The following is a 21,307-nucleotide window of genomic DNA, read 5'->3' as shown; positions in this document are numbered from 1 at the left end:
GGAAGTCTGCTAGAGCCCCGCCGTGGCCGCTCTCGCGGAGCGTTGGCAGCGCGCGTTCGAGATCGAGCCGGGCGAGGGACGCGTGCTCGCCACCGGCGCCGTCGCCCTGTTCCTCATCGAGTGGGCGTCGGTGTCGGTGACCAACGTTTCCGAGACGTTCTTCCTGAAGCGCATCGGCGTCGAACGCCTGCCGCTCGTGTTCCTCGTGAACTCGATCCTGCTCGCGGGAACGAGCGTCGCCGTCGGTCGGATCGCCGCCCGCAGCGACCAGCGTCGCCTGCTCGGTCGGGTCCTCCTGGTGTTCGGGTTCCTGCTGCTGCCGCTCTGGGCCCTCGTCATCGCGCGCGTGACGAGCGCGTTCGCCGTGCTGGTCGTGGTCGCGAAGCAGATCGACGCGATCGCGGTCCTCGTCTTCTGGACCGTGCTCGGCGGCCTCGTGACCGCGCGGCAGGGCAAGCGCCTCTTCGGCCTCATGACGGCCGGCGGCACGCTCGGTACGATCTGCGGGAGCTTCGCCTCTGCGCCGCTCGCGCACGCGTTCGGCATCCCGACGCTGCTCCCGATCGCCGCCGCGTTGCTCGGCCTGGGCGCGCTCGCGACGCGCCCGCTGCGCCAACGGCAACCCGTGCGGGCCCGGCGCGCCGCCCGTCGTGAGGACACGGCGCACCGCCGCTTCTGGGTCCTGTGGCGGGGCTGGCTCTTCCGCGTGCTCGTGGTCTCGTCGCTCCTGGCCGGCGTGCTCGGCCCGATGCTCTACTTCGAGTTCTCGTACGTCGCCGATCTCGCGACGCGCGGCGCGACCGGCGAACAGCGCTTGCTCGACCTGTACGCGGTGATCCGCGGCTGGATCAACGTCGGCGTGCTGGCGCTCCAGGTCCTCGGCACCTCCGCGCTCTTCCGCTGGCTCGGCGTCCCGCTCGCCGCCGCCGTCTCACCGGTGATCTACCTCCTGGGGCTCGCCGGGCTCTGCCTGCGCACGAGCCTGCCCGCCGGCGTCGGCGCCATGGCGGGGGCGACGCTCCAGGACCACGCCGTCTACGATCCCGCCCAGCGCATCCTGCTGACGCTCTTTCCCGAACACGTGCGCGCGACGGTGACGGCGCTGGTCGACGGCGCGGCGAAGCGCGTCGGCGCCGTCGCCGGCAACCTCGTTGTGATCGCCATTCTCGGCGTCGGCAGCGCGGCGTGGGTCGGGTGGATCGGTCTTCCCGTCGCCGTCCTGTGGCTCGTCCTGGCGCTCATGCTCTGGTGGCAGTATCCCACGCTGCTGCTCGAGGTGGCGGCCGCCGAGCACGGCGGCGCCGGGTCGCCGAAGCCGCTCGCCGTCTTGCTCGACACATCCACGCTGCGCGGCATCGGCAAGAGCCTCGAGAGCCCCGACCTCGCACGATGTCGCGCTGCGTGCGCGCTCGTCGCCGAGGCGCCGCCCACCCGCGCCGTCGCGACGCTCGCGCGGGCGCTCGGCGCGGCACCGCCCGCGAACCGGCGGCTCCTCATCACGGCGCTCGACCGGATCCTCGAGGGGACGACCTTGCGGAGCAAGTCCGCGGCGGATGCGGTCGCGGCACTCCTCACTGCGCCCGACGGTCTCGACACGATCGACCGGGCGAACCTCGTCCAGGCGTTCGCACGCCTGCTGGGCCCGGCGGCCGGCGAGCCGGAGCGGCGTCGCGTGCTCGACACGGCCGCCGGCGACGAGCGCGAAGCCGTCCGTCTGGCAGCCGTCGCGGCGCTGTGTCGCCTCGAGCGTCGAAGCGACCTCGAGGACCTCCTCGCCTCGGCCCTCGAGAGCGAGGACGCGGCGACGCGCCAGATCGTCCGCGAGGAGCTGCGCGCCGAGCTGCTGCGTCGTGACGCCGAGCCCGCATCCGCCGACGCCCTCCGGCACCTGCGGCGCCTCGCGGCCCGGCTCGACCATCCCGACGATCGACCACACGCCGCACTCGCGCTCGCTGACGTCGCGGAACGGTACGGTGCGCGCGTCTCGGCGCTGGGCCCCGCGCTCCTCGCGCATCGCGACGACCACGACGTGCGCGTGCGGACGGCGGTGCTGCGCTTCGTCGGAGCCTCGGGTGTCGCCGAAGAAGCGCGCTGGGCGGCCGGGCGTCTGGCGGCGCCCGACGCCGGCGAAGCCGCCGCGGCGCAGGAGGCCTTGCGGGCGCTGGGTCCCGCCGCCGTCGGTGCGCTCTGCGAGACGCTGCGCTTCGGACGGCTGGCCGCACGCGCCAGGGCCCTGCCGATCCTGCGCGAGATGCCGGAGGAGGAGCAGGCGCTGCAGGGGCTGGTCGACCGTGAGGTCGAGGCGAGCCTCCGTCTCCTCGTGCAGGGCGAAGCGCTGCGCGCCGGGGGCGCGGCGGACATCGTGCTGCGACGCCTGCGCGAGCGCGTCGACGAGAACGCCCACACCGCGCTCCTCCTCCTCGCCGCGGCGCTCGACGACGAGCGCATCGGTCGCGCGAGCGAGCTCCTGCGGAGCACGACGAGCAGCCGCGAGCGCGCGGTGCTCCTGGAGGCCCTGGAGGCCGTGCTGCCGGCGGAGGACGCCGAGCGCCTGCTCCCGCTCCTCGAGCGCGAGAGCCCGCATGCGATCGCGGCGCGCGCCGGACGGCTCCTCGGCAGCGCGCCGCCGTCCTTCGACGACGCGGCGCGGGCGCTCGCGACCGACGGCGATGCGCTGACCGCCGCGCTGCTCCACGGCACGCTCGACGCCGAGACGCGCGCGCGCCTCCAGCTCGACGGGAATCACGGCTCCGTGCCATACGGGACGAACGCGCCCGCCATGGCACCCGACATCGAGACGCTCCTGCACCTGCGCAGCCTCGACCTCTTCGAGCGACTGACGACGCAGCAGCTCGCCGATCTCGCGGCGGCCGTCGAGAAGGTGACGTTCCCCGCCGGCGCCCCGATCGTGACCGAGGGCGATCTCACCGACGGCCTCTACGTCATCGTGGAGGGCGACGTGCTCGTTACCAAGGCGGGGATCCCCATCCGGACCCTCAAGCCGGGCGAGTTCTTCGGCGAGATGGCGATCCTCGACGGCGAGATGCGCGCGGCCTCGGCGACGGCCGTCGGGACGGTGCGGCTCCTGCGCCTGTCGCGCGACGCGGTCCTCCAGACCATGGAAACGCAGCCCGCGATCGCAATCGCGATCTGTCAGACGCTCTCGCGCCGCCTGCGCGACCTGCTCGACGATCGCGCGCGCCTGGAGCCCAAGGGTTGAGCGCGCGCGGCGGGCTCACGTCGCGAGGAGCTTGTCGAGCAACGCGTCGACCGCGGCCTGGCCCGCGCGGCGCGCCTTGGCGCGATCGGGCGCACGCGCGATGACGAGCGTCACCTCGAGCAGGGCCGCGAGCAGCATGTGTGCGAGGACGTCCACCAGCTCGGGACGAAGGCGTCCCTCGGCCGCCACGGCCTCGAGCGCGCGCTTCAAGAGCCCGAAGCCGTGGCGCTCGTCGATCTGGCGCCAGCGCTGCCAGCCGACGACCGACGGCGCGTCGACCAGCGCGATACGGTGCGCGGCCGGATCCTCGGCGATCCGGAGCCACGCGTTGCAGCCGGTTCGCAGCGCCTCGACGGCGTTCTTCGCGCGAGCGGCCGCCTGCGCGATCGACGTCGCGATGCTCGCCTCGACGGCCTCGAGGACGGCCTCGAAGAGCGCCTCCTTGCTGTCGAAGTGGTGGTAGAGCGCGCCGCGGCTCACGCCCGACTCGTTGAGGACCTGCTCGATCGACGTCGCCGCGTAGCCCTGCGAGGCGAAGAGCTTGGTGGCGGCGGCGACGAGCTGCTCGCGGGTCGCCTGCCCCTGCTCGGCCTTCCTGTTCACGAAGCGGGATCTTGACATACCGACCGACGGTACGCTAACAGATTATCCATACCGACTGTCGGTCTGCTTAGGAGCCGGCAGCCCAACCCCCGAAGGAGCCCCCCATGCAGACGACCCACTCCGAGCCCCGCTCGTCCGAGACCCCGACCCACCTCTGGCGCTCGCCCATGCTGGGAGAGCCGCGGACGCTGCCCCTCCGCCAGGGCACGCTCCAGTACTTCGAGCGCGGCGACGGTCCCGCCCTCGTCTTCGCCCACGGCTGGCTCGCGAACGCGAACCTGTGGCGCCGCGTCGTCGACGCGCTCGCCGACCGCTTCCGCTGCATCACGCTCGACCTGCCCTTCGGCTCGCACCGCATCGCGCTCGACCCTGGCGCCGATCTCACGCCCCCCGGCTGCGGCAAGCTCATCGCCGACGCGATCGACGCCCTCGGCCTCTCTGCCGCGACGCTCGTCGGCAACGATTCCGGCGGCTGCTACTCGCAGATCGCGACGGCCGCGCGCCCGCAGCGCATCGCGCGCCTGGTCCTCAACTCCTGCGAGACCATCGACGACGCGTTCCCACCCGAGGCGTTCGGTGTCCTCCCGCAGGCGGCACAGAGCCCGCAGGGTCTCCGCCAGCTCCTCACGCCCCTCGAAGACCGCTCGATTCGCATGACGCCGGCCGCCTACGGGCTGCTCCTGAAGCGCCCCATCGACGACCTCGCCTTCGACTCATACGTCCTGCCATGCCTTCGGGAGGACGACGTGCTGCGCGACGCGACGAAGGTGATGTCCTCGGCCTCGGCGGTGGCGCTCCACGAAGCGGGCCTGCGCCTCATCGCCGGCTTCGACCGGCCCGTGCTCTTCGCGTGGTCGCCCGAGGATCAGGTCTTCCCGGTCGAGAAGGCGAGGGCGTACGCGGCCCGGCTGAAGCAGGGCCGCGTCGCGCTCATCGACGACGCCTACAGCTTCACGCCGGAGGATCAGCCGCAGGCACTGGCGCGCGCGATCGCGACCTTCGTCCTCTAGCTCAGCGCTTCGGCAGCTCCACGTCGGCCGTGCCGGCGGCCGTCAGCTCGTCGCGGTGGTTCACGCACTCGACCTTGACGCGTGCGTAGGCCTTGCCGTCGCGCTCGAGCTTCTCCGCGACCGTACCGCGGATCCAGGAGACGTCGCCCATGTAGTTGAACTTGAGGTACTTGCACTCGAGGCGCGCCAGGTGCCCGGCGTCGCCCATCCAGTCGGTGCAGACCTGGATCAGCCACGCGCAGCGCTCGGGCCCCAGGTCGTACGCGCCGGGCAGGCCGAGCAGCCGGGTCGTGAACTCGTTGTCCCAGTGCACGCGCTGCGGCGGCTCCGGCACGCCCTGCTCGTTCACGATGAAGAGCTTCGGGTGCTTCGCGTAGAGGTTCGCCGCCACCTTGTTGCCGACGAGGTAGATGCCGAGCTGCGACTCGAAGGCGATCTCGGCGGTCGGCGTGAGCGGGCCCTTCACGCGCTTCGGCAGCTCGTCGCCCACTTTCACGTCGTCCCACCAGCGCTCGGTCGCGCGTGTCTCGGCAGCATACTCGGCCATGAGCCGCTCGACGTCCGCCGGCTTCCACTTCGCGAGCCCGATGGCGCCGTACTTCTTGGTCTCGGCGGTCTTGTGACGCTCGATGCGGATCCAGGTGTCGTTGCGGAGCCCGATCTCGTCGCCGGTCTGATCGTGGTAGACGGCCTCGTAGGTCTGGTAGACCGAGCGGCCGCCGCCGAACTTGCTCTCGCGCTCCTCGACGGACTTCAAGTACGAGTCGGCGCGGATCGCGTCGCCCACCTTGAGCGGGCGCTTCCACTCGAAGAGCGAGCCCGTCCAGATGGAGTGGACGCCCGGGAGCCCCTCGGGAAGACCGCTGTGGCCGACCGAGCGCAGCGTGTCGAAGGTCTGGATCATGATGTAGGGCGCGAGGAGGCCGCCCCACTTCGTCTTCTTGGCGTACGCCTCGTCGTGGTAGAGCGGCGAGAGGTCGCCGATGCCGAGGGCCATGTGGTACGCGGCGTCCTTCGTCACCTCGGTACGCCACGGGCGACGTCCCTCGAAGCCCTTGCCGATGCGCGCGCGGATGCGCGCGATGCCTTCGTCGGTGATGCGGGCGCCGTGTCCTTCGACCTTCTCAGCAGCTTCTGCCATGAATCCTCCGGCTAACGAGATGCGGACGCGCGCGTCCCCCTGGTGGCGCTGCGGGGACCGACGAGTCGGTAGATGGCCTTTTCGAGGAAGCGCTTCTGGTTCTCGAGCGCCGTCACGGGGAACCCCTCGCCGCGACGTCCCTTCATGCGCCGGAGCGCGGGGACGTTGACGAAGAAGGCGAACACCATCGCGAAGAGCCCGATCGCGAGGTGCGGCACCTCGCGCTCGTCCCAGTCGGCGTCGTCGGAGACGTGGCGGACGACCGCCGAGCCCTTCTCGTAGAGCGGGTGCATCCAGCGCTCGATCAGATCCTGGACGCTCGTCGTCTCTTCGATGAGCGCGCGCTGCACCAGGCGCGCCAGGTGCGGGTGCGCGGCCAGGTGCTCGACGATCGCGTTCACGATGCGCCGCACGCCCGCGGGCGTGATCTCGCCCGGGTCGGCCTCCTCGCCGAAGAGCTCGGCGAAGGGCTTCAAGCCTCGCTCGAGCACCGCCTCGTAGAGCGCCTGCTTGCTCGGGAAGTGGTTGTAGAGCGAGGACGGCGTGAGCCCGAGCTCGCGCGCCAGGTCGCGCACGGCGACCCCGTCGACGCCGCGCTCGGCGAACAGGACCTCCGCCGCGTCGAGGATCGCCTCGCGGGTCGGCAGGGCCGGCGTCGAAACCTTCGGCCCCGACGGCTGGGCAGTGGCGGGTCGTGCTCCCACGGATCCGGTAGGGATACCGAAATGAACGTTCGTTCGTCAACAAGGGGGGCGATTGGCTCGGACTCGACACCATGCGTGCGATTGGTGACTGCGCGACCTGCGCACGTACGCTATCGAGGCGACATGCGGCGTATGCTGGTCCTCACCTCCATCTTCATCGCGCTGGCCGGATCGGCCGGCGCGCAGACCGCGCCCGACAAGTTTCTGCGCGGGCTCGCCGGCATGACGACGTCGTTCCTCGAAGTGCCCGGCAACATGGTCGCGCAGACCAGGAAGCGGGGCCCCGCCGAGGGTATTCCGCTCGGCTTCGCCCTCGGGCTCGGAATGATCGTGCCCCGCACGCTGGTCGGCGTGTGGGAGTTCATCTCGGCGCCGTTCCCGCTGCCCGCCGACTACGCGCCGATCCTCGATCCGGAGTACCCGTGGAGCTACTTCGATGAGGGCGGCTCGCCCCGCCGCAAGAGGTAGCGTCCCCGCTCCGTCACCGCCGCGATCCGCCCGGCGCCCACGCCGGCGCGCGCTTCTCGACGAACGCCTCGAATCCCTCGCGCACCTCGTCGCTGGCGAGCGACTCGGTGAACATCGGCAGGTCGAGGCTCGGGAGCTGGCGATTCAGATCCCGCTTCAAGAGCGTCCGCGCACGCGGCGCGGTCGCGCGGATCCAGCCGATCGTCTCCTCGACCGCGCGCTCGAGATCGGCGTGCGGGACGACGCGCGACACGAGCCCCATAGCGAGCGCCTCGGCGGCGCCGAAGTACTGCGCGGTGAAGAGCAGGTACTTCGCGTGCGCCATGCCGACGCGGCTCGCGAGGCGGCCGGCGAGGTAGCAGTCGGCGACGCCGCGCAGCAGCTCCGGGACGCGGAACGTCGCGCGATCGGAGACGACCGAGACGTCGCTCATGATCGTCATGACGAGGCCACCTCCCTGGCACATGCCGTTGATCGCGGTGAGCACGATCTTGGGACAGCGCTCGAGCTGTACGAACGGCGTGAGGTCGATGCCGTCGGTCTCGCGATCGAGGCCCGGGCCGCCTTCGTGCCGGCCGCCCATCTCGCCGCCGACGCAGAAGTAGTCGCCCTCGCCGGTGAGCACGACGACGTCGATCTCCGGATCGCGCTCGGCGAGCACCGCCGCCTTCTTGATGCCGTGGTACATCTCGACGGTGCACGCGTTGCGCCGCTCGGGGCGGTCGAGCACGACGCGGAGGACGCCCTTCTCCTTGGTCGCGCGCAGGCCGGTCGAGCCGAGATCGATGTGAGCCATGCCCGGTGCTACCAGGCCGCCCCACCGGTGCGCCACCGTTCGTGCTACACGTCTGGCCGATGAACGGAATGCTCGCGATCCTGATGGTGGCCGCAGCGATGGAGATCGGCGGCGATGCCGCAATCCGGCACGGGCTCGTCCGTTCGGGCTGGCCGTCGGTCGTGCTCGGCGCCGCGCTGCTCGTCGGCTATGGCCTGGTGGTGAACACCGACCGCTCGATCGACTTCGGTCGCCTGATGGGTCTCTACATCGCGGTCTTCTTCGTCGTGAGCCAGGTGGTGAGCGCCGCGCTCTTCGGCCAATGGCCCTCCGGCGCGGTCATGGCTGGCGGCGCCCTCATCGTCGCGGGCGGTGCGGTGATTCATCTGGCCGCGCATTGACACCGCGCCCCCTTCTCCGGCAGGAGGGGCGCACACGCTCCACAAAGGGGGAACCATGGGCATCGGATCGTTGATCTGGTCCGTGATCGTGGGGTTCGTGATCGGGCTCGTCGCCCGCGCCATCATGCCGGGCGCCGATCAGATGGGATTCCTCGCGACCAGCGTGGTCGGCATCGCCGGCTCGCTCGTGGGCGGCTTCATCGGCGGGCTCATCTCGAAGCCGCCGGAGGGCGCCACCTTCCACCCGGCGGGGTTCGCGATGTCGGTCGTGGGAGCCCTCGTCGTCCTCTTCATCTGGCAGCGCCTCTGAGCGCTTCGCGCCCCCTTGCTCGAGGGGGGCGAGCGAGCGTACGGAGCGCCATGGCCGGCGATCTCCGCGCACGCACGCACGAGGTGAACGAGGCGACGTACGTCGCCTGGAACGCGCACGACCCGGACGCCGTGGCGGCCGTCTTCGCCGACGACGCCATCGTGCGCGAGGTGGGACGCGGCGAGATCCAGGGCCGCGCGGCGATCCGCGAGCGCGCCGCCGCGCTGCTCGAAGCGTTCCCCGACTTCCACCTCGAGCGGCTCTCGCTCGTGGTCGACGGCGAGCGGCATGCCGACCGCTGGGTCATGACCGGCACGCACCGCGGTTCGCTCTTCGGCATCCCCGCGACGGGGCGCACCGTCCGCGTCGAAGGCGCGACCTTCACGCGCATGGGCGCGCACGGCCTCGTCGTCGAGGACGTGCACTTCTCCGACTTCGCCGGGCTCCTCGCCCAGCTCGGAATCGGTTAGACGACCTTCGCGGCGTGGAGGTCGGCGATCTCCGCGGCGCTGAGCCCGAACTCGCGCAGGACCTCGTCGGTGTGCTCGCCGATCGCCGGGGCGAGGCGCTCGAACGTCGTCTGCGTGCGCGAGAGATGGACCGGCGGCCCCAGGATCGAGATGCGCCCGCGCTTCTCGTCCTGGCGCTCGACGACCAGCCCGTTCTCCTTGATCTGCTCGGAGTGGAGCACGTCCTCCAGCCGGTTCACGCGGCAGGTCGGGATGTCGTTCTTCTCGAGGAGCCGGATCCAGTGGTCGCACGTGTTCTGCTCGAAGATCTCCGAGAGCACGCCGACGACGTAGTCGCGGTGCTTCACGCGCGAGGGGTTCGTCGCGAAGCGGGGATCGTTCAGCAGGTCGTCGCGGCCGAGCGCCGCGGCCAGGCGCTTGTAGAACGCGTTCGTGAGGCACGCGACGATGAAGTAGCCGTCGCTCGCAGGAAACGCCTGATACGGGACCAGGTCGGGATGCCCGCTGCCGAACTTCCCGAACTTGACGCCCTCCGTGAGGACGTTGGCCGCGTTGTCGGCGAAGAGCGACAGCACGGCGTCCAGCATCGCCACCTCGACGTGCTGGCCCTCGCCCGATCGCTCCCGCTCGAAGAGCGCGCCGCAGATGCCGTAGGCGGCGTAGATGCCGGTGTTGATGTCGGCGACCGGCGGCGCCGACTTGATGGGCGGACCACCCTCCTCGCCCGTGTGGCCCATGAGCGCGCCCGTCGCCTGGATGATGAGGTCCATGCCCGGTTTCTGCGCGAGCGGACCGCGTGGGCCGAAGGCGGTGATCGAGCAATAGATGATGCGCGGATTGATCTTGCGGAGGTGCTGATAGCCGATCTCGTGGCGATCCATCACGCCGGGCCGGAAGTTCTCGACCACGACGTCCGCGTCCTTTGCGAGCCGCTGCACGAGCGCCACGCCCTGCGGCGTGCCGATGTCGATCGTGATGCCGCGCTTGTTGCGGTTGAGGCCCTGGAAGTTGAGCCCGCCGATCTCGGGCGGAAGGCGGCCCGAGCGATCGGCGTAGCGGATCGAATCGCCGCGGCCGGGCTTCTCGATCTTGATCACGTCCGCGCCCATGTCGCCGAGCAGCGAGGTGGCCCACGGACCGGCGGCCTGGTGGGAGAAATCGAGCACGCGCACGCCCGAGAGCGCGCCGCGACGCGACGAGGATGCTGTCATGGCTCGGCCCGGCGTTACCAGTCGCGCGCGGGGAGCGTCAAACGGCACACGCCGCCGTTGACCTGTGCGTGCGGCTTTCACTATCGTCGCGCGAGCACGAGGCGGCATGCGAAGAGCCCGAGCGAGCGCGGGTGCGGTGGGGGTCGATCCCCAGATCCTCGACCAGCTCCGGCGCGTGCGCTGGCGCCGCACCGCTCGCGAGGTGCAGCGGATCGTCCATCCGGTGGTCGCCGCCGCCGGCACCGGCGCCGCGCTCGCCGTCCTGGCCGCGCTCCGCGGCGGCACGCTCGCGTTCATCGCCGTCGCGGGCGCGGCGGCCGTCGGGCTCCTCGTGACGCTCGTGGTCGCGATCCGGTTGGGGTGGCGGCGGCGCCTTTCACGCGAGCGGGCGGTCGTGTGGATCGACGACACGGCGGGGCTGCGCGGGGCCCTCGCGACGCTCGTCGGCGTCCGCACGCCGAGCCCGCTGCGCGATCTGCTCGCCGTGCGGAACCGGTTCCTGCTCCGGAACTGGACGCCCGAGCGCGTCGTTCCGGCGGTGATCCCGGTCGCGTCGTGCTGTGCCGCCGTCGCAGGACTCGCCGTGCTGGCCCTCGTCGTCGCGATCGCGCCGCGCCTCCTCCCCGCCCCACCCGAGATCGTCGTCGCCGACACTCCGCTCGTCGCCGCCGACACGCGCGGCCTCGCGACGCGCGGCGACCGCCTCGTCGTGGGACGCGACGGAGGCATCCGCGGCGGCGACGGCGTGCACGACGGCCACGCGACGCGCGCCATCGGCGGCGGCGACGGCGCCAACGCCACGTCGTGGCCCACGATCGCCCAGGAGCGGATCCGCCGTTCGCTCTGGGGCGAGGCGTGGGACCGCGTGCGCGACGAGCTGGCGCGCGCCGAAGAGACGCGCCGGCGCGCGGCGGGACGGACCGGGCGCCAGCCGGATGCGCGTCTCGCGACGCGTGGAGGGCGCCCAGGGAGCGAGCCCGCGATCGCCGCCGAGCAGGGCCTCGCGAACGACGCGGGCGCCGAGCCACCGGCTACGGACGAGGACGGCGGCAACGGGATCGCGACCGCCGGCCCCGGGTCCGGTGCCGGGGACGCCACCGACGACCGTCTCTTCGGATCGCCCCAGGACGAAGTCCACACCGCCGCCGATCCGTTCGCGCTCGCCCTCGCGGCGCGCGTCCACACGCGCGGCGCGGGGCCGCGACCGCCGTCGGGCGAGGCGCCGGAAGCGTCGCCCGACGAGCGACCCGATCTCGCCGCGCGCCAGCGCCGCGAGGACGCCGCGCATCGCATGAGCGTCGGCCCCGCGTACGAGCGCATCGTCCGTTCCCTCTACGCCCACGACGCGACCCCGAAGGGAGACACGCCATGACCACCAGTCTCGATGCCGCGCGCGCGATGCGCGACTTCCGGGAGACGTTCGCCGCCGTGCGTGCCGAGATCGGTCGCGTCGTCGTCGGACACGACGCGGCGATCGAAACCATCATGACCGCCTTCTTCGCCGGCGGGCACGTGCTCATCGAGGGCGTCCCCGGAACCGGGAAGACGCTCATCGTGCGATCGCTGGCGCAGGCGCTGGGGCTCTCGTTCAGCCGCATCCAGTTCACCGTCGACCTGATGCCGGCCGACGTGACGGGTACCCGCATCGTGAGCGAGAACGCCGACGGCCGGCGCGAGTTCACCTTCGTTCCCGGGCCCGTGTTCGCGCACGTCGTGCTCGCCGACGAGGTGAACCGCGCCACGCCGAAGACGCAGTCGTCGCTCCTGGAAGCCATGGCCGAGCAACAGGTCACGGTCGCCGGGACCACCTATCCCCTGGCGGCGCCGTTCTTCGTGCTCGCGACCCTGAACCCGATCGAGATGGAGGGCACGTATCAGCTCCCCGAGGCGCAGCTCGATCGCTTCCTGTTCAAAGTGCGCCTCGACTACCCGTCGCAGGAGGAGCTGGAGCGGATCGTCGCCGCGACCACGCAGGCGGATCTACCGGCGGTGCAGCGCGTCCTCGACCCGGACGAGGCGCCGGCGCGCGTCGAAGCGCACAAGCGCCTCGTGCGCGAGGTGCTGGTGGCGCCGCACGTCGAGCGGTACGTGGCGCGGCTCGTCCATCTCACGGTGCCGGCGAGCGGAGGCGACGTCGACGCGGTCACGAGGTACGTCGCCTTCGGCGCGAGCCCGCGCGCCGCGCAGGCGCTGGTGCTCGGCGCCAAGGTCCTCGCCCTCCTCGACGACCGGCCGCACGTCGCGATCGAGGACGTCGATCGCATGGCGCGCGAGGCGCTGCGCCATCGCCTCGTCCTCAACTTCGCCGCCGAAGCCGGCGGCGTCGACGCGGAGCGCATCGTCGACGAGGTCCTGGCGGCGGCGCGGCGGCTGCGGGCGGCCTAGGACACGAGGATGCGGCTTCGCCTCGCGCTTCGCGTGCGCCGCGGCATGGGTGTGCGCTCGGGCGAGCACCGCGTGCCCGGACGCACCGGAACCGAGGGGATCGAGATCGGCGGCCATCGATCCTACGCGCCGGGCGACGACCTCCGGCACCTCGACTGGAACGCGTTCGGACGTCTCGACCAGCTCGTCGTGCGTCGCTTCACGGCCGAGCGCGCGGCCGCGGTCCACCTCCTGCTCGACGCGAGCGCCTCGATGGGGGTGCCCGCGCGCGATCGCAAGCTCGCGACGGCATCGGCGCTCGCCGAGACGCTGGGCGCGATCGCGCTCGCCACGGGCGACTCGGTTCGCGTGGCGCCCCTCGGCGGCGCGCCGGGCGCGCGCCTCGGTCCGACGCTTCGCGGCCGCGGGATGCTCATGCGCCTTCGCACGCTGCTCGCGGCCGTGACGCCCGGCGGCACCGTCGCGGTCGGCGCCGCGCTGGCCGCCTACGCGCGAACGCAGCCGCGCCCGGGCATCGCGATCGTGCTCTCGGACTTCACCGGCGAGCCCGACGAGCTCGTCGCCGGCATCCTCGCGCTGCGCGCCCGCCGCTACGACGTGGTCCTGCTGCACGTCGTCGGCCCCGGCGAGCTCGACCCGTCGCGCGAGTTCTCGAGCGGCGTCCTGCGCGACGTCGAGTCGGGCGAGACGCATCCGATGCGCCTCACCCGCGCGCTCCGCGCGCGCTACGCCGGCATCCTGGAGGAGCACCTGACGGCGCTTCGCGCCGTCGCGGAGCGTACCGGCGCCGCCTACGCGCGCATCGTCGCCGGCACGCCCGCGCTCGAAGCCGTCAGCGGCGAGCTCGTGCGGCTCGGGATCGTGCGCCGGCGATGATCGGCCTCGCGGAGCCCGCCGGCGCCTTGGGTCTCGTCGCGCTCGCGGTCCTGGTCGCGCTCCATCTGCTCGCACGGCGTCAGCGGACCGTCGCCGTGAGCTCGCTGCGGCTCTGGCGCCGACTTCCCGCCCAGTCGATCGAGCGGCGCCGCTTCCTGCCGGATCTCCTCTTCCTGATCCAGGCGGCGCTCCTGCTCGTCCTGGCCCTCGCGCTCATGCGGCCCTACCTGCCGCTCGCCGGAGCGCCGGCCGGCGGTCGCGCGCTGGTGGCGGTGGTCGACCTCTCCGCCAGCATGCAGACGCGGGAGCCGGCTGGCTCGCGCATCGACATCGCACGCGGGCGCCTGCGCGCGCTCGTCGACGCGCTCGACCCGGGCCTCGAGGTGATGCTGATCGCGGCGGGCGCGCGACCGAGCGTGGCCCTGCGGTGGACGGCGGACCGGGGCGTCGCGCTGGGGGCGCTCGAGACGCTCGACGCCCTCGACGTCGGCACGAGCCTCGCCCCGGCCGTCGACCTCGCGCTGGCGAGCGCGGCGGCGCACGCGCCGGCGCGCGTGATCCTCCTCACCGACGTGACGCGCGACCGGAGCGGGATCGCGCCCGGCGCGCTCGCGCGCATCGACTACGTCGCGATCGGGCGCACCGACGACAACGTCGGTCTGACGGGTCTTCGCGTCGACGCCCCGCCGTTCGGCGATCCGGCCGCGGCCGTCGCCGTGGTCGAGGTCCGCAACGCCAGCCATGCGGCGCGACGTGCACGGCTCGTCGCGCGCATCGAGGATCGCGCGTGGACGCGTCGCGCCGTCGACCTGCCCGCGCACGGCGTCGTGTCGGTCGCGCTGGCCGCGCCGCCCGCCACGGGCCTCCTCACCGTGGCGCTGGAGGACCACGACGCGCTCGGTGCCGACGATCGCGCCTTGGGATGGGTCCCCGCCGCGACGCCGCTCGATCTGGTGGTGGCAAGCGACGATGCGAGCGTGGTGCGCACGCTGCGCACCCTCGTTGCGGCGGTGCCGCGCGGCCGCGTCGAGGTGGTTCCGTCCGCGGCGCTGGACGCGACGAAGCTACAGGCCGGCGCGACGCTCGTGCTCGACCGGATCGAGGCGCCGCCGGTGGACGCAGGACCGTTGCTCGCGATCGCGCCGCCGAAGGGTGCCGCGCCCTGCGCGACGGTGCGGCGGCACCCGAGCGCCGCGGTCGTCGACTGGGACGACGCGCACCCGATGCTCACCGGCCTCTCCGATCTGCAGGCGCTCGAGCTGACGGACGTCGCCGAGCTGTCGGCGCCCGCCGGCGCGAGCGACGTCGTGCTGGCGGCGGCGCCGGGCGCCACCTTCCCGCTCCTCGTCGCGGGCGAGACGAACGGACATCGGATCGCCTGCCTCGGCGCGCGCCTCGGCGCGCCGGACGACCTGCCGCTGCTGTTGCTCGTGCTCGGAACGCTGCGTTGGCTGGCGGAGCCGCCGGGCCTCGTTCCGATCACGCTCCCGACCGGCACGCCGATCCCCGATGGCGGCGAGCCCGCCGTCGCCGAGCGCGTGGGCGCGACGACCATCGACACCGCGGCCGGGCCGCGCGTCGTCATCGCCAACCTCTTCGACGCCGACGAGTCCGACGTCGGGCGTGACGAGGAGGGTGAGTGGCCGGCCACCGTTGCGCTGCCGGCGACGCCCGGCGGTGAAGGGCGCACGGATCTCACGTGGTGGCCGATCCTCTTGGGCACGCTCCTCGCGATCGTCGAGTGGGGCGTGTGGGCGTTCGCGTGAGCCTCGGCGTGACCCTGCCGGCCGCGCTCTGGGCACTCGCGGTGCTGCCGGGTGTCTTCGTCCTCGCGCGCCGGCGCGGGCGAGCCGCCGGCGCCGCGGCGTTGCGCGCGACCGCGATCACGCTCCTCGTGCTCGCGCTCGCCGGGCTCTACGTCGAGCGACCGCGGCCGGCGACGGGCGCGTGCGTCGTGGTCGCGACCGACGTGTCGGCGAGCGCGCAGACCGCCGCGCCGCTGGCGGCGCACGCCTTCCTGGAGCCGATGCTCGCCACGCTCGATCCGGACGACCTCGTCGGTGCGATCGCCTTCGGCGGCCGCGTCCAGGTGCTGGCGGCGCCGGCTCCTCGGCCGGCCCTCGCGACGCTCCTGCCGCCCGCCGGCGTCGATCCCGGAGCGTACCGGCCCGAGGAGACGGACCTCGGCGCGGCCGTCGTGCGCGCCGCCGTCCTCTGTCCGGCGGATCGGCAACCGGCGATCGTCCTCGTGACCGACGGACGCGAGACGACCGGCAGCCTCGCCGCGGAAGTCGCGCGCATGACGCCACCCGTTCCGCTCTTCGCCGTCGTGCCGCCGCCGGACACGCTCCCCGCGGTGACGCTGCGCCGCCTGCTCGCGCCCGCGTTCCTCACCGCGGGCGCGCCCGCGCCGCTCGAGGCCGTGGTCGAAAACGCCACCGCCGAGCGGACGACCGCCGTGCTGCAGGTCGCGATCGACGCTGCCCCGCCCCTTGCCGTCCCGCTCGATCTGCCGCCGGGGCCGAGCGTCGTCGCGCTGCCCTTCCCGTCGGCGGAGCCCGGCGCCGCCCTCGTCCAGGCGCGCCTCCTCCTGCGCGACGGCGAGCCTCCGGCGCCGGGCTTCGTCAGCGCGGCCGTGACGGTGACGCCGCCGCTTCGCGCCCTCGTCGCGAGCGAGCGCACGGCGCCGGTCGTCGCCGCCGCGCTCGCCCAGCGTGGCATGACGGTCGAGGTGGTGCCGCCGCGCGCGATCGAGCCCGCGCTCGGTCGCCAGCACGTGGTCGTCCTCGACGACGTGGCGCGGTCCGCGTTCGCGCCGGGCGGGCTCGAAGCGCTCGCCGCCTGGGTCGCCGACGGCGGCGGGCTCGTGGTGACCGGCGGACCGCACACCTTCGGCGACCCGGCCCTCGCGTCGTCCGCGCTGGCGCGCGTGCTGCCGGTCGCGCTCTCGTCGCAGACGCCCGAGCCGGCCGAGCGCGAGCCGATCGCGCTCGAGCTGGTGATCGACCGCTCGAACAGCATGAGCCAGACGACGCGCCCCGGCGCGGTACCGGGCGAGAAGATGGCGTACGCACGCCGGGCCGCGATGGCCGTGCTGGCGCAGCTCGAGCCGCAGGACCTGGTGGGCGCGATCGCCTTCGACGCCGAGCCGCACGAGCTCGGCGCGCTCCAGCCGGTGGCCGTCGCACGCGAGGCGCTCGCCGCCAGGGTCGCCACGCTCGAGGCCGGCGGCGGCACGGACTTCCTCGACGCGCTCGACATCGCCCGCCGCAACCTCGAGCGCGTGGAGCATCGCGTCCGGCACATCGTGCTGCTGACGGACGGCGACACGAACCGCCGCACCGACGATCACTTCCAGTTGATCGACGCGCTCGCGCGCGGCGACGTCACCGTCTCGACCATCCGCATCGGCACCGACACCGCCAACCTGGCGCTGCTCGCCACGATCGCGCGCGCGACCGGAGGCGAGTTCCATCACGTGGAGAATCCCGAGGCCCTGCCGCAGCTCATGCTGAACGACGCGCGCGAGCTGTTCGAGCGAGCCCGCAACCGCAACACGCGGCGCGTGCGCATCGCCGACGGCGGCGCGCCGCTGGCCGGCATCGCGCCGCGCGAGCTACCGCCGGTCGCCGGATGGGCGATCGCGCGCGCGAAGCCCGGCGCCACCGTCCGCCTCGCCGTCGACGCGGGCGAGCGCGAGGACCCCGTGCTCGTCACCTGGCAGCACGGGCTCGGGCGCGTCGCCGCCGTCACGCTCGACTTCCAGGCCGGCGCCGCGCCGTGGGCCACGTGGAACGGCTTCGGGAAGCTGTGGACGCAGCTCGTGCGCTGGACGGCGCGCCGCGCGCTTCCCGACGACGTGCACCTCGAGGCGCACGCGACGGCCGCCGCGACGCGCATCGTCGTGGAGACGGCCGCCGAGCCGGGCGACCCGCCCGCGCTCGAGATCGACGATCACGCGCTCGCGCTCGCGCCCGAGGGTCCGCGCCGCTGGACGGCGCGGCTGCCGCCGCTCGCGCCGGGACCGCACCCGGCGACGATCCGCGGTTCGGCGGGCGCGTGGCAGACGCTGCTCCGCGTGCCCGAGGTCACGGCCGGCGATCGCGAGCGGCGCGGCGGGCCGCCCGACCGTGCCCTGCTCGAGCGGGCCGCGGCGCGGACCGGGGGCCGCGTCGATCCGGAGCCGGCCGACGTGCTCGCGGCGCGCGGAGGAGTCGCGCGGACGCGGACGCCGCTCGAGACGCCGCTCGTGGCGCTCGCGCTTGCGGCGATCCTCGCCGACGTGGCACTTCGGCGCCTCGCACGATGACCCTGCTCGGCCATCCCGCCGGCCTCTTCCTCCTGTTCCTCGTCGAGATGTGGGAGCGGTTCTCGTACTACGGGATGCGCGGGCTGCTCGTCCTCTACCTGGTGCAGGCGACGCATCCCGCGCCCGACGCGGGCGGGTTCGTCAACCCCGGACGCGGCTGGTCGCGCGGCGATGCGAGCCTGCTCTACGGCTGGTACACGGGCCTCGCCTATCTCCTGCCGATCGTCGGCGGATGGATCGCCGACGAGCTGCTCGGCACGCATCGTTCGATGGTCGTGGGCGGCCTCATGATCGCGCTCGGGCACGCCGTGCTGGCGGTGTCGGGCGTCGGCTCGCTCGCCGCCAGCGACCTCGGCATGTCGGTCTTCGTGTTCGGCCTCGCCCTCATCGTGATCGGCACCGGCCACTTCAAGCCGTGCGTGTCGGTCATGGTGGGCCAGCTCTACGAGCCGCACGACCCGCGGCGCGACGGCGCGTTCACGATCTTCTACATGGGGATCAACCTGGGGGCGTTCCTGTCGGCGTTCGTGTGCGGCACGCTGGGCGAGCGCGTCGGCTGGCACTGGGGCTTCGGCTCCGCGGCCGTCGGCATGCTCGCCGGGCTCGGGCTCTACGTCACGTTCCGCGACCGCCTGCTGCACGGCATCGGCGCGCCGCCAGCGGGTCGATCGAACCTGTCGATCCCGGTGGCGGCGGGTGGGATCGCAGCGGCGGCCCTGTTCGCCGTGCTGCACCATCTGGGCGCGCTCGCGAGCGTCGTCGATCTGGTCTCGGGTCGCGCGACCGTCGTCGTGTTGGCCGTCGCCGCCGTCGGCTGGGCGGCGTGGTTCGTCGGGCGCCTCGCGCCCGACGAGCGCGGGCCGACGATCACGATCTTCGTGTTCATGCTCTTCAACGCCGTCTTCTGGCTCGCCTTCGAGCAGGCCGGATCGAGCCTCAACCTCTTCACCGACCTGCGCACCGATCGCATGCTCGGCGGCTACGAGGTGCCGACGACGTGGTTCCAGTCGATCAACGCGGGTCTCATCTTCCTTCTGGCGCCGCTCTTCGCAGGGATCTGGTCGTGGCTCGGACGGCGCGGGCGCGACCCGGGACAGCCGGTGAAGATCGCTCTCGGGCTCTTCTTCCTCGGGTTCGGCTACGTCTTCATGGTGTGGGCGGGCTGGATCGCCGCCGATCCCGCGGTGAAGGCGTCACTCGTGTTCGTGGTCGCGACGTACTTCTGGCACACGGTCGGCGAGCTCTGCCTCTCGCCGACCGGGCTCTCGTACGTGACCCGGGCCGCCCCCGAGCGCTATGTGTCGCTCTTGATGGGCGTGTGGTTCGTCTCGACCTTCCTCGCGAACCTGGGCGGCGGGCTCGTGGCGGCGCGCGTCGAGGCGATCGAGCGCGGCGAAATCGCTCTCCCTTGGCATCTCGGCGGCCAGGCCGACTTCTTCATGCTGTTCGTCGTCTCGTCGTTCGCGGCGGCGGCGTTGATGCTGGTCATGGCGCCGTGGCTCCGGCGCTTCGCCCACGAGACATGACGACGCTCGGCGACCTCCTGCGGCAGCGCGCCGCCGATCCCGCCGATGCCGGGCGCGCGTACCTGCGTTTCGAGGATCGGGCGTGGACGTTCGCGGAGACGCATCGCGAGGCATGCCGCTACGCGAACCTCTTCCGCTCGCTCGTGGACCCCGCGAAGCCGATGCACGTGGGGCTCCTGCTCGAGAACCGGCCGGAGTTCGTGTTCGCGGAGCTCGGCGCGGCGCTCGGCGGCGCGGTCGTGGTCGGGCTCAATCCCACCCGGCGCGGCGAGCACCTGGCGCGCGACATCGCGTACAGCGACTGCCAGGTGGTCGTAACCGAGCCGAAGTTCGCGCCGCTGCTCGCCGAAGCGCTCGCCACACCCGGCGCGCGCGGGCCGCGAGTGCTGGTCGCCGAAGAGAGTCTCGAGGACGCTCTCGCGGGACAGCCGACGACCGATCCCGAGGCGCCGGTCGGGCCCGAGGACCTCTGCGTCATCGTGTTCACGTCCGGCACGACGGCGGGGCCGAAGGGCGTCCTGCGGAGCCACGGGAAGCTCACGCTCATGTCGCTCGGCGCGGCCTACATGATGACGGACGCGACGCGCGACGACGTCGTCTACTGCGCGATGCCGCTCTTCCACGCGAACGCGCAGATCCTGGCGCTCGGCATGTCGCTCGCGGTGCCGTGCACCCTCGTGCTGGTGCGCCGCTTCTCGAAGACGGCGTTCCTGCCGGACATCCGTCGCTACGGCGCGACCCTCTTCAACTACGTCGGCAGCCCGCTCGCCTACGTCATGGACACGCCCGAGCGTCCCGACGACGCCGACAATCCGCTGCGGCTCGCGTACGGCAACGAGGGCCCGCGCCAGTACCTGGACGCCTTCGCGCGACGCTTCGGGTGCCGGGTCGTCGACGGCTACGGGTCGAGCGAGGTCGGCGTGTCGTTCTCGCGCGCCGCCGACGACCCGCCGGGGGTGCTCGGTCGCGCCGGCGCCGGCGTGAAGATATTGCGCGAGGACGGCAGCGAGTGCGCGGTCGCCGAGCTCGACGCGCAGGGCCGGCTCGTGAATCCCGAAGACGCGATCGGCGAGATCGTGAACGTCGAGTCGAGCGGCATGTTCGAGGGCTACTGGAAGAACGACGAGGCGACGACCGCGCGCACGCGCGGCGGCCGCTACTACACCGGCGACCTCGGCTACCGCGACGCGCAGGGCTACGTGTACTTCGCCGGCCGCGACGTCGAGTGGCTCCGCGTCGACGGCGAGAACTTCCTCGCGCGCCCCGTCGAGGAGATCCTCGAGCGCCATCCCGACGTCTTCCTGTGCGCCGTCTACGGCGTGCCGGATGCGGAGGCGGGCGATCGCGCCATGGTCGCGCTCGAGCTGCGGGCGGGCGCGACGTTCGATCCGGAGGCCTTCGCCCGCTTCGTCGATGGCGAGGCCGATCTCTCGCCCAAGTGGCGGCCCACGTACGTGCGGGTCGCGCGGGAGCTGAAGCGCTCCGAGACCAACAAGGTGCTCAAGCGCGACCTGCAGCGCGAGGGGTTCCTCGGTGTGGGTGGCGCGGATCCGCTCTGGTGGCGCCCGCGCGGGGCGGCGGCATACGAGCCCTTCACGATCGAAGCGCTCTCGATCCTGCGCGAGCGCTTCGCGCGCGCCGGCAACCTCGGACGGCTCGGGGGCTGAGCAACCGTCTCGATTACGAGACCCGGATGGGAGTGGGTGTCGGGCCGAACCGATGCTGACGCATGAGGCTGTTGAGGTGGATCAGCAGTTTCCGCATGCACGCCACGAGCGCGACTTTGGGCTTCTTCCCAGTGGCCACCAGGTGCGCGTATCGAGCGCGGAGGACCGCGTTCCATCGCGCTCCGGCCAGGGCGGCCATGTACAGTGCCTGCCGGGCGATCGCCCGGCCGC

At 72.9% G+C, this 21,307-nt stretch carries 19 protein-coding genes; 13 read left to right on the top strand and 6 right to left on the bottom strand.

The window, feature by feature from the left end; all coding sequences use genetic code 11:
* The first annotated feature begins 22 nt into the window (after window positions 1-22).
* Window positions 23-3,220, top strand: coding sequence for a cyclic nucleotide-binding domain-containing protein (locus VMS22_23135; GenBank protein ID HXJ36942.1), 3,198 nt, complete (start codon window positions 23-25; stop codon window positions 3,218-3,220).
* A gap of 15 nt (window positions 3,221-3,235) precedes the next feature.
* Here VMS22_23135 and VMS22_23130 read toward each other — a convergent pair whose 3' ends face one another.
* Window positions 3,236-3,823, bottom strand: a complete 588-nt coding sequence (locus VMS22_23130; GenBank protein HXJ36941.1) for a TetR family transcriptional regulator — start codon at window positions 3,821-3,823, stop codon at window positions 3,236-3,238.
* A gap of 104 nt (window positions 3,824-3,927) precedes the next feature.
* Between VMS22_23130 and VMS22_23125 the strand changes: the two genes are divergently transcribed.
* A complete protein-coding gene (locus VMS22_23125; GenBank protein ID HXJ36940.1) occupies window positions 3,928-4,833 on the top strand; it encodes an alpha/beta hydrolase in 906 nt (301 codons plus the stop codon).
* A 1-nt stretch (window position 4,834) separates the two neighbouring features.
* Here the strand turns inward: VMS22_23125 and VMS22_23120 are convergent, their stop codons facing one another.
* Both VMS22_23120 and VMS22_23115 read right to left on the bottom strand, forming a co-directional pair.
* Window positions 4,835-5,974, bottom strand: coding sequence for a MaoC family dehydratase N-terminal domain-containing protein (locus tag VMS22_23120; protein HXJ36939.1), 1,140 nt, complete (start codon window positions 5,972-5,974; stop codon window positions 4,835-4,837).
* A gap of 11 nt (window positions 5,975-5,985) precedes the next feature.
* Entirely contained in the window at window positions 5,986-6,678 is a 693-nt protein-coding gene (locus VMS22_23115) for a TetR/AcrR family transcriptional regulator (protein ID HXJ36938.1), read from the bottom strand.
* 123 nt (window positions 6,679-6,801) lie between these two features.
* On the opposite strand from VMS22_23115, the gene VMS22_23110 reads away from it, so the two are divergent.
* Window positions 6,802-7,146: an exosortase system-associated protein, TIGR04073 family gene (locus tag VMS22_23110; protein HXJ36937.1), complete on the top strand. Its 345-nt coding sequence runs from the start codon at window positions 6,802-6,804 to the stop codon at window positions 7,144-7,146.
* A 13-nt stretch (window positions 7,147-7,159) separates the two neighbouring features.
* On the opposite strand, the gene VMS22_23105 is transcribed toward VMS22_23110, so the two are convergent.
* Entirely contained in the window at window positions 7,160-7,942 is a 783-nt protein-coding gene (locus VMS22_23105; GenBank protein ID HXJ36936.1) for an enoyl-CoA hydratase/isomerase family protein, read from the bottom strand.
* 68 nt (window positions 7,943-8,010) lie between these two features.
* Between VMS22_23105 and VMS22_23100 the strand changes: the two genes are divergently transcribed.
* The 3 genes from VMS22_23100 to VMS22_23090 are packed head-to-tail and all read left to right on the top strand — an operon-like array spanning window position 8,011 to window position 9,102.
* Entirely contained in the window at window positions 8,011-8,322 is a 312-nt protein-coding gene (locus VMS22_23100) for a hypothetical protein (protein ID HXJ36935.1), read from the top strand.
* A 55-nt stretch (window positions 8,323-8,377) separates the two neighbouring features.
* On the top strand, window positions 8,378-8,632 hold the full coding sequence (locus tag VMS22_23095) for a GlsB/YeaQ/YmgE family stress response membrane protein (protein ID HXJ36934.1): 255 nt from the start codon (window positions 8,378-8,380) through the stop codon (window positions 8,630-8,632).
* A 50-nt stretch (window positions 8,633-8,682) separates the two neighbouring features.
* Window positions 8,683-9,102, top strand: coding sequence for an ester cyclase (locus tag VMS22_23090; protein ID HXJ36933.1), 420 nt, complete (start codon window positions 8,683-8,685; stop codon window positions 9,100-9,102).
* On the opposite strand, the gene VMS22_23085 is transcribed toward VMS22_23090, so the two are convergent.
* A complete protein-coding gene (locus VMS22_23085; GenBank protein ID HXJ36932.1) occupies window positions 9,099-10,313 on the bottom strand; it encodes a CaiB/BaiF CoA-transferase family protein in 1,215 nt (404 codons plus the stop codon). The genes VMS22_23090 and VMS22_23085 overlap by 4 nt on opposite strands.
* A gap of 106 nt (window positions 10,314-10,419) precedes the next feature.
* Between VMS22_23085 and VMS22_23080 the strand changes: the two genes are divergently transcribed.
* Genes VMS22_23080 through VMS22_23050 form a run of 7 tightly spaced genes read left to right on the top strand, consistent with a single transcriptional unit; the run spans window position 10,420 to window position 21,076 of the window.
* On the top strand, window positions 10,420-11,685 hold the full coding sequence (locus VMS22_23080) for a hypothetical protein (protein HXJ36931.1): 1,266 nt from the start codon (window positions 10,420-10,422) through the stop codon (window positions 11,683-11,685).
* Window positions 11,682-12,698: a MoxR family ATPase gene (locus tag VMS22_23075; protein HXJ36930.1), complete on the top strand. Its 1,017-nt coding sequence runs from the start codon at window positions 11,682-11,684 to the stop codon at window positions 12,696-12,698. Before VMS22_23080 ends, VMS22_23075 begins: the two co-directional genes overlap by 4 nt.
* A 9-nt stretch (window positions 12,699-12,707) precedes the next feature.
* Complete coding sequence (locus VMS22_23070) at window positions 12,708-13,574, top strand: DUF58 domain-containing protein (GenBank protein ID HXJ36929.1); 867 nt, start codon at window positions 12,708-12,710, stop codon at window positions 13,572-13,574.
* A complete protein-coding gene (locus tag VMS22_23065; GenBank protein HXJ36928.1) occupies window positions 13,571-15,340 on the top strand; it encodes a VWA domain-containing protein in 1,770 nt (589 codons plus the stop codon). The genes VMS22_23070 and VMS22_23065 overlap by 4 nt, the downstream gene beginning before the upstream one ends.
* Window positions 15,325-17,883 (top strand): VWA domain-containing protein, encoded by a 2,559-nt coding sequence (locus VMS22_23060; protein HXJ36927.1) that lies wholly within the window; start codon window positions 15,325-15,327, stop codon window positions 17,881-17,883. Before VMS22_23065 ends, VMS22_23060 begins: the two co-directional genes overlap by 16 nt.
* Window positions 17,880-19,409 carry a peptide MFS transporter gene (locus VMS22_23055; protein HXJ36926.1) on the top strand — a complete coding sequence of 510 codons (1,530 nt, stop codon included), beginning with the start codon at window positions 17,880-17,882 and terminating at the stop codon, window positions 19,407-19,409. The genes VMS22_23060 and VMS22_23055 overlap by 4 nt, the downstream gene beginning before the upstream one ends.
* On the top strand, window positions 19,406-21,076 hold the full coding sequence (locus tag VMS22_23050) for an AMP-binding protein (GenBank protein ID HXJ36925.1): 1,671 nt from the start codon (window positions 19,406-19,408) through the stop codon (window positions 21,074-21,076). Before VMS22_23055 ends, VMS22_23050 begins: the two co-directional genes overlap by 4 nt.
* A gap of 13 nt (window positions 21,077-21,089) precedes the next feature.
* Here VMS22_23050 and VMS22_23045 read toward each other — a convergent pair.
* The coding region (locus VMS22_23045; GenBank protein ID HXJ36924.1) for an IS110 family transposase at window positions 21,090-21,307 on the bottom strand (218 nt) is incomplete at its 5' end.

It is taken from the genome of Candidatus Eisenbacteria bacterium (assembly GCA_035577985.1).
GTDB lineage: Bacteria > Desulfobacterota > Binatia > DP-6 > DP-6 > DATJZY01.
The sequence above is the reverse complement of the archived record's forward strand: the minus strand, read 5'-3'. Positions and strand labels throughout refer to the sequence as shown.